Annotated in this window: 8 protein-coding genes; 4 read left to right on the top strand and 4 right to left on the bottom strand. The window is 46.7% G+C overall.

Annotated features, from left to right (window positions below):
* The 3 genes from B3180_RS11445 to ychF form a co-directional block, all read left to right on the top strand.
* On the top strand, window positions 1–613 hold a 613-nt coding region (locus B3180_RS11445; protein WP_286844644.1), incomplete at its 5' end, for a 50S ribosomal protein L25/general stress protein Ctc.
* A gap of 14 nt (window positions 614–627) precedes the next feature.
* Complete coding sequence (pth, locus tag B3180_RS11440) at window positions 628–1,224, top strand: aminoacyl-tRNA hydrolase (protein WP_054487139.1); 597 nt, start codon at window positions 628–630, stop codon at window positions 1,222–1,224.
* Between the two features lie 6 nt (window positions 1,225–1,230).
* Window positions 1,231–2,322, top strand: a complete 1,092-nt coding sequence (gene ychF, locus B3180_RS11435) for a redox-regulated ATPase YchF (protein WP_054487137.1) — start codon at window positions 1,231–1,233, stop codon at window positions 2,320–2,322.
* A gap of 51 nt (window positions 2,323–2,373) precedes the next feature.
* Here ychF and B3180_RS11430 read toward each other — a convergent pair whose 3' ends face one another.
* From B3180_RS11430 to B3180_RS11415, 4 genes are read right to left on the bottom strand one after another with little or no spacing between them, the layout of a single operon-like run.
* The gene (locus B3180_RS11430) at window positions 2,374–2,781 is read right to left on the bottom strand and encodes a group I truncated hemoglobin (protein WP_199494752.1); all 408 of its coding nucleotides are present in this window, start codon (window positions 2,779–2,781) and stop codon (window positions 2,374–2,376) included.
* Window positions 2,782–2,790: 9 nt separating this feature from the next.
* Window positions 2,791–3,651 (bottom strand): DUF3034 family protein, encoded by an 861-nt coding sequence (locus B3180_RS11425; protein WP_199494763.1) that lies wholly within the window; start codon window positions 3,649–3,651, stop codon window positions 2,791–2,793.
* A gap of 2 nt (window positions 3,652–3,653) precedes the next feature.
* Window positions 3,654–5,942 (bottom strand): putative bifunctional diguanylate cyclase/phosphodiesterase, encoded by a 2,289-nt coding sequence (locus B3180_RS11420; RefSeq protein ID WP_278358361.1) that lies wholly within the window; start codon window positions 5,940–5,942, stop codon window positions 3,654–3,656.
* On the bottom strand, window positions 5,939–6,715 hold the full coding sequence (locus B3180_RS11415) for a methylamine utilization protein (protein ID WP_278354850.1): 777 nt from the start codon (window positions 6,713–6,715) through the stop codon (window positions 5,939–5,941). The genes B3180_RS11420 and B3180_RS11415 overlap by 4 nt, the downstream gene beginning before the upstream one ends.
* 41 nt (window positions 6,716–6,756) lie before the next feature.
* On the opposite strand from B3180_RS11415, the gene B3180_RS11410 reads away from it, so the two are divergent.
* A partial coding sequence (locus B3180_RS11410) for a lyase family protein (RefSeq protein WP_286844633.1) occupies window positions 6,757–7,513 on the top strand: 757 nt, incomplete at its 3' end.

Below are 7,513 nucleotides of genomic sequence, written 5' to 3'. Positions count from 1 at the left end.
TGCGAGCCGCCGCCTGCGTCACGCGGACAAAGTACCAGCAATTTTATATGGTGGTAAAGGTGAGCCAGTAGCACTAGAACTGGACCACAACAAAGTGAATAACATGGCTGACTTCGAAGCCTTTTATTCGCACATTTTGACGCTGGAGTTTGATGGTAAGAAGCATCAGGCAATCCTTAAAGACATGCAGCGTCACCCGTATAAGCCAAAATTGACTCACCTGGATTTCCAGCGCGTTGAGAAAGGCCACAAACTTCACACTAACTTACCTCTGCATTTCTTAAACGAAACAACTGCTAAGGGTGTTAAAGAAGAAGGCGGTGTTGTTGTTCACCACGTCAACGATGTGGAAATCACTGTATTGCCGAAAGACTTACCAGAGTACCTGGAAGTTGATATTGCTGAACTCAGCATTGGTGACACCATTCACCTGACTGACTTAAAACTGCCTAAAGGCGTTGAGTTAGTTGAACTGACTAAAGGTGATGATCACGACCAGGCGGTTGTATCTATTACTGCTCCTCGTGTCGAGAAAGAAGAGACCGAAGAAGATACAGTAGCACCTGGCGACGTTCCTGCTGAAAACAGCAAAGACGACGCTGACGAAGAGTAAGTCAGTCTCCTGTTATGGGAACTGAAGTAAAACTGCTTGTGGGCCTGGGAAATCCGGGCCCCGAGTATGAACGAACTCGCCACAACGCTGGTTTCTGGTTAGTCGAAGACTTCTGCAGACGCCACGCAATTACACTTTCCCCTGATACAAAAAGCAAAGCCCTGATTGGACGCTGGCAACAAGGCGCTCATGATCTTCGCATTGTACTGCCACAAAACTTTATGAACCGCAGTGGTTTCTCTGTAGCGGCGCTGGCTAACTTTTATAAAATACCGGCTAGCCAAATTTTAGTGGCATACGATGAGCTCGACTTACCCCCTGGCGTTGCAAAGTTTAAGAAAGGTGGAGGTGCCGGCGGGCACAACGGAATTAAAGACATTATTGCCCAGACAGGTAGCCAGGACTTTATGCGATTGCGCATTGGTATTGGCCATCCGGGCGATAAAACGAAAGTAACAGGCTTTGTTTTAGGCAAAGCCTCAGCAAATGAACAGCGGCTTATCGATGACTGTATCGATGAAGCCAGCCGCAGTATCGACACATTAATGGTGGACGGCTGGGGACCTGCATTGCAGCGTCTGCACAGCTACCGCCCTGAACAGAAAGGCTAAATTCTCATGGGATTTCGATGTGGTATCGTTGGTTTACCAAACGTGGGTAAATCCACACTTTTCAACGCACTGACAAAAGCAGGCATTGAAGCTGCAAACTTTCCATTCTGTACCATCGAACCGAATACGGGTGTCGTTCCTGTCCCTGATCCTCGCCTGGATAAATTAGCCGCTATCGTCAATCCCGAGCGCGTGATTCCAACAACCATGGAATTTGTTGATATCGCCGGGTTAGTTAAAGGCGCTTCAAAAGGTGAAGGTTTAGGGAACCAGTTTTTAGCAAACATCCGCGAAACCGACGCTATTGGTCATGTCGTGCGCTGCTTTGAAGACGACAATATTGTGCATGTCAGTGGCGGTATTGACCCTGCCGATGACATTGACACCATTAACACCGAGTTGGCACTCGCCGATTTAGACTCTGTTGATAAGTCTTTGTACCGTCTGAGTAAAAAAGCGAAAGGCGGTGACGCACAAGCCAAAGCAGAAATTGCGGTCCTGGAAAAACTGAAGCCGGCACTTGATGAAGGTAAAATGGCTCGCTCTGTAGAGCTCAGCAAAGATGAGCGCGCAACCATTCGCTCTTACAACTTGCTGACTTTAAAGCCAACCATGTACATTGCCAACGTCAACGAAGACGGTTTTGAAAACAACCCACACCTGGATAAAGTACGTGAAATTGCGGCAACCGAAAACGCTGTTGTTGTTCCCGTGTGTGCTGCTATTGAATCAGAAATAGCCGAACTGGACGAAGCTGACAAAGAAGAGTTTTTGAGCGAACTGGGTCAGGACGAGCCAGGTTTGAACCGCGTTATTCGTGGTGGCTACGAGCTATTAAACCTGCACACATACTTCACTGCCGGCGTAAAAGAAGTTCGCGCCTGGACAGTGAAAGTAGGCTCAACGGCACCTCAGGCAGCCGGACGCATTCACACCGATTTTGAAAAAGGCTTTATTCGTGCCGAAATCGTTGGGTATGACGACTACATTGCTAACAATGGTGAGCAAGGTGCAAAAGATGCCGGTAAATGGCGTTTAGAAGGAAAAGAGTACATCGTTAAAGACGGCGATGTTATTCACTTCCGCTTTAACGTTTAATAAGCAATTTGTGGCTCGCACAAAGCGGGCCACAGCCTTTCCCCAATACCTTTAGTTTTCTACAATATCGCCATGCATTGGCGCCAGCAGACCCAGTAACTGATTCTGAGCCGCAACCGGTATATCATGCTTTTCCATTGCCGCTATTAGGTGCTCCACCAGCGCATTGAAGTCCGCGTTAGTAACGCCCATGTTGCGATGCGAAGTTTTCATATCATCTCCGCTGTAGTCACATGGACCACCACTAACGTCACATATTTGTTCACTAATCAGTTTATGCACCCGCATAATGTCCACATCAGTAAAATGATGAGCTATACGGTCATCGCCACCCACTCTGTAAAGCATTTCTTCGACAACGGTTTCAATACCCTCTTTCTCTCCCAACTGCTGATACAAGTTCTGGGCAATTGAAAGCGGAGCAAATAATAACACCGCCAGTAACACACCTATTCTCATAATTTCTCCTTAAAAAGCTGCCTGAACAGACAAATACCAGCCGGTTTGATCATCGAGCCCCGCTATTGAACCTAAGTCAGTGTAAGCGCCAACAACGGACACATGTTTATTTGGGAAGTAAGCGACAAAAAGATCTTTCCAGTCCTGCTCTTCAGCGAAGTTTAAATTATCGGGCTTCTGGCGGTATTCAATACCCACAGCCCAATAACGGTTCAAAAAAGCCGCTACCGACGCTTCCGCCAGCCAGTCCCTGCTGTTTTCTTTGTCTCCGCCAAAGCCCAACAAACCCAGTTGATTCGCCTTGCTTGAACGCAAGGTTAAGTTTGCGACCCAGGTACGATGAAAAGGCCCATCCAACCAGGCTTTTGCGGCACTGACATACCAGTCAACACTGCTGTCATCCTGAGAACCAACGGCTGAAGGCAATGCATAGTCATTGTTCTTTTTGTGCTGCGCGCCCACACTGACTTGAGGTAAATCGCCGTAAATGAGGTCGCCGGCCAAACGTACTTTAGCACCAAGAATACTTTGACTAAGCTCACCACCAATAGTGGACAGATCAAATGTTTGTTCCGCGTACGACAATTCTATTCGGTTATTCCAACTGACACTGGCGCCCTGTACGCTTAACCGAAAGTCATCTACAGCAACTTCACTTAAATTGACCGTAGCACCAAATTGACCTTTCCCTGCGTAACTGCTTAATGTTGCCCAGGGGACTATACCGCCTCCCCCGGCTCCTTCTAACGTACTGGCGCCCCCTGTTGCTAATAGTCTTGTTCCCTGGTCCGCGAACGTAGCAGAGCTAAAAAGCAAAACACCAGCCAAAATAAAGCGGCTTCCATATACTAAAGAGTCTCTTATATTCATTTTCATTCTTTTAACTCATGGTCGGTTAAGTAATTCTTAAAATCTGAAATAGCTAAGGGTTTGCTAAAATAGTAGCCTTGCAATTCATCGCACTGCAGCGATTGCAGTACCTTCCAACTGGCTTCATCTTCAACACCTTCTGCAACCACTCGAAGACCCAATTCATGGGCTAGCTGAATCGTTGAACGGACAATGGATTCATCCATAGCCTCTTCACTCAAATACTGCACAAACGCCCTGTCAACTTTAAGTTCTTCCACAGGCAGTCTTCGTAATTGGGCCAGGGATGAATGTCCGGTGCCATAATCATCAATAGAAATAGAAAACCCAAGGCGCTTGAGGGTTTCCAGCCGGGCAATCGCTTTTTCAGGGTCCTGCATCACGGCACTTTCCGTCACTTCCAGAACCAGCCGCTGCGGTAACTGAGGGAAACCTTTTATCAATTGCTCAAACAATAGAGGTAGGGCGTCACTTAACAGGTCAACCGTCGATAAATTAATACTCAGTTTGAGAGTTTTTCCTTGCTGTTCCCAGTTACGGAGCAGCTCCACAGACTGCCTGCAGACCCAGTCTGTTAAATCGGTAATAGCTCCCGACTGCTCTGCCAAAGGAATAAACTCATCAGGGCCAACAAAGCCCAGCTTCTCACTCTGCCATCTTAAAAGTACTTCAGCACCCACGACGGTGCCGCTCTGACAGTTAATCTTAGGCTGTAACACCAGATGCAGCTCTTCATCTTTTACGGCGTCTTTTAACGACTCTATAATTTGCAGGCGCCGCATGTGCTGTTCATCCAGCCCTTGCTGATACTCTACGTAGAAGCTCTGCTGAAGTTTCGCTTGTTGTACACTGACCTGCGCGCGTCGAATCAATAAATCAACCTCTGCGCCTTGTTCGGGAAAACAAACAACACCTAAATTAAAAGCCAGACGATAGTCACTGTCCCCTACTTTAAACGGCGACTTAAGAAACGCCTCTAATTGATTTACGCTGCGGTTTAATTCAAATGCTAATTGTTCGAAAGAGTACAAAATAGCAAACTCATCACCACCGACTCTCGCTAACAAGGTTGAGTTTGCGCAGCACTGCCGTAAACGGTCTGACAATTGCCGCAAAATATCATCGCCAATTTCCTGACCAACACTGTCATTCAAAACACGGAACTGTCGAATATTTAACAATAATAAACAGCCACTGTTATTCGCATGTAGCAGCTTCTCCAACTCTTTTCGGAAAAACCGTCGGTTAGGTAAGTTAGTTAGGTGATCATGAGATGCCTGATAAGAAATACGCTGTTCACGCTCAGAAATAGCCTTTCGCATGCTACCAAAAGTGTCAGCGAGCTTACCGAACTCATCATCATTTAATGACAAATTCGTTTCACTGTAGTCGCCTTGCTGCAGTTTCTTCGCGGCTCCTGACAACTGCTGCAATGGGCGTGACACGCCGCGCGCAATAATGACAGCTAACAACATAGCGACAACCAAAGCGGCAATGGCAATTAAAACAATCTGCCAACGCAGCCGTGTAAACTCCTCGGTTGCAGCGCTCAAAGATGTCGTCAGCACAACATGAACAGCGTCGCCCGAGTCAAGATTAAGGATGACTTCATTACCGGCAAAATCATTGTTTAGTAACCAGGCATCCAAAATTCCGTTACTTTGAGTCAAAGTCTCCGATAAAGAGGAAACCTGCGGCTGCGATAGGCTTGAGGCGAGAACATCGTTAGAGCTCTCCAGCCACAAACTGATATCAGCATTAGCCAGACTTTTTAACTCCTCAGCCAATTCAGAATCAACTTCAAAGCCAAGCGTTGCCCACGCAATTAAATTAGGCGCATTAACCGGTACGGTGACTAACTGAAAGAGCTCGTCTTCCACCACGGCTAGCTCTCGGTTTGAACCGGCCGCACGAGGATTAATACGCAATTCATCAAAAGCATGTGAAGAAGCAATTTCTTTCCCGTCGGGTGTTTGCAGTACCATTAATTCGGCTTCTATCCGTTCACCGTGGTTCACTAACGCCGAAATAATGGTCTCTCGGTCTTTAGAGGATACCGCCCGCTTGAATCCAAAATCATCGGTAAGAACTTCAGCTGCCTGAAGTAGCTGAGTGCTACGGCTATCGAGCAGTTCGCGGAATACCTTTTCACTGACACTCAGCTCTCTTTCAATTGAGCGTTCCAGCTGGTTCTCCGTTGCAACCCACACCGCTGCTAAGGCAACCAATAAAGCGCCGGCTACCAAACCGGCAAGAATAATAATTAAGCGAGTTCTAAACCGTGTGATCATTGGTTCCCTTTACGGTTAAATCGCTGTTCTAAACGAGAAGGCTCTTTTTCTTCCTGCTGAGGCGCAGATACCCGAACTTGTCCGGTGAGCTCCTCTCCATTAGCCGCTAATGCAATGTTCTGAGCTTGAGATAAATCATCGCCCATCCAGTGATGCCATACCCTCACCTCTTCCAGACTCTCACCTTCAGAGAGGTTAAGCTCAGCCAGACCTTGCTCATCGGTCACAACGACGTCATAGTCGTTACTTACCAGAACGTAAGCAATCATCTGATCATGGATATTACAACCCAGAGTCACAATACCTTCTTTATCAAAGTTAACGCTTGGCTGCTCTTTGTCTGAATACAGTTTTAACTCAAAATTCTTAGCTTCAGAAAACGAATACACGTGGTGTCGAATATTATCGCTGTTAGGGAATACAACATCCGTGCCCCTTTTTACAGCACTGACGGTGGGAGTAAACTGTTTATCCACCTGATCAACAATCGCTTCATTATTTTCATTAAACTTATCTTTTTGGCTATCAATTAATAGCGCGGCATTAACTAACGGCTGACCCTTTGCATCAACCAATTTCACTTTTAAAGTCTCGGCAGACACATACTGGACACTTAAAACCGTCAATAAAAAAGCAGCAATTACATGCTTCACACCAACCCCCGACAATAACTTAATACGTTCAACTGTAACGTAACCGAAAAAAACAAACTGCGCTATGATTGGAGTACGTACTAATGATCCACTATGGTTCATTTTTGGTAGGTTAGGCATAGACGCTTTTACTCGTAAGCTCGATGACAGGAGGGATACTCATGAGCCAGGATTATCGCACAGAGAAAGACAGCATGGGCGAAATCAAAGTCCCCCAAAATGCACTTTACGCCGCGCAAACTCAGCGCGCAGTTGATAACTTTTCCATTAGTGGGCTCACTCTGCCGGCTAAGATGATACAAGCCATAGCAATGGTAAAAGCCAGTGCGGCAAGGGCTAACGCTAAAATCGGGCAGTTAGACCAAAAACATGCCGACGCTATTGAGAAAGCCGCTCAGGAAATCATTGATGGGAAACATCTCGAACACTTTCCGGTTGATGTATTCCAAACAGGCTCCGGCACAAGCTCTAACATGAATGCCAATGAAGTCATTGCAAATTTAGCAAAGCAGCAAGGGCTGGACATTCACCCCAACGACCACGTCAATCAAAGTCAGTCGAGTAACGATGTTATTCCTACTGCCATTCAAATTGCTAGTGTTCTGGCGGTCGAAAAACAGTTAGAGCCGGCATTAAAGCAGTTAGTTGACACCATCAGAAGCAAAGCCATTGAATTACGGGATGTTGTAAAGACAGGCAGAACGCATTTGATGGATGCCATGCCTATGACCATGGCGCAAGAATTAGAAGCCTGGGCGGGCCAACTGGAAGTCACAACCGAGCAGCTTCCGCAATTACTGCAACGCAGTCGTATCCTTCCTCAAGGTGGAACAGCCATAGGTACAGGTATCAATGCGCCTAAAGAATTTGCCGCCGAATTTGCCGACGCACTAACCCAGGTAAGTGGCAGTCAATTCA

The organism is Idiomarina sp. UBA4206, from assembly GCF_002383015.1.
Classification (GTDB): domain Bacteria; phylum Pseudomonadota; class Gammaproteobacteria; order Enterobacterales; family Alteromonadaceae; genus Idiomarina; species Idiomarina abyssalis.
Note: the sequence above shows the minus strand (reverse complement) of the source record. Positions and strands in the feature narration are given on the sequence as shown.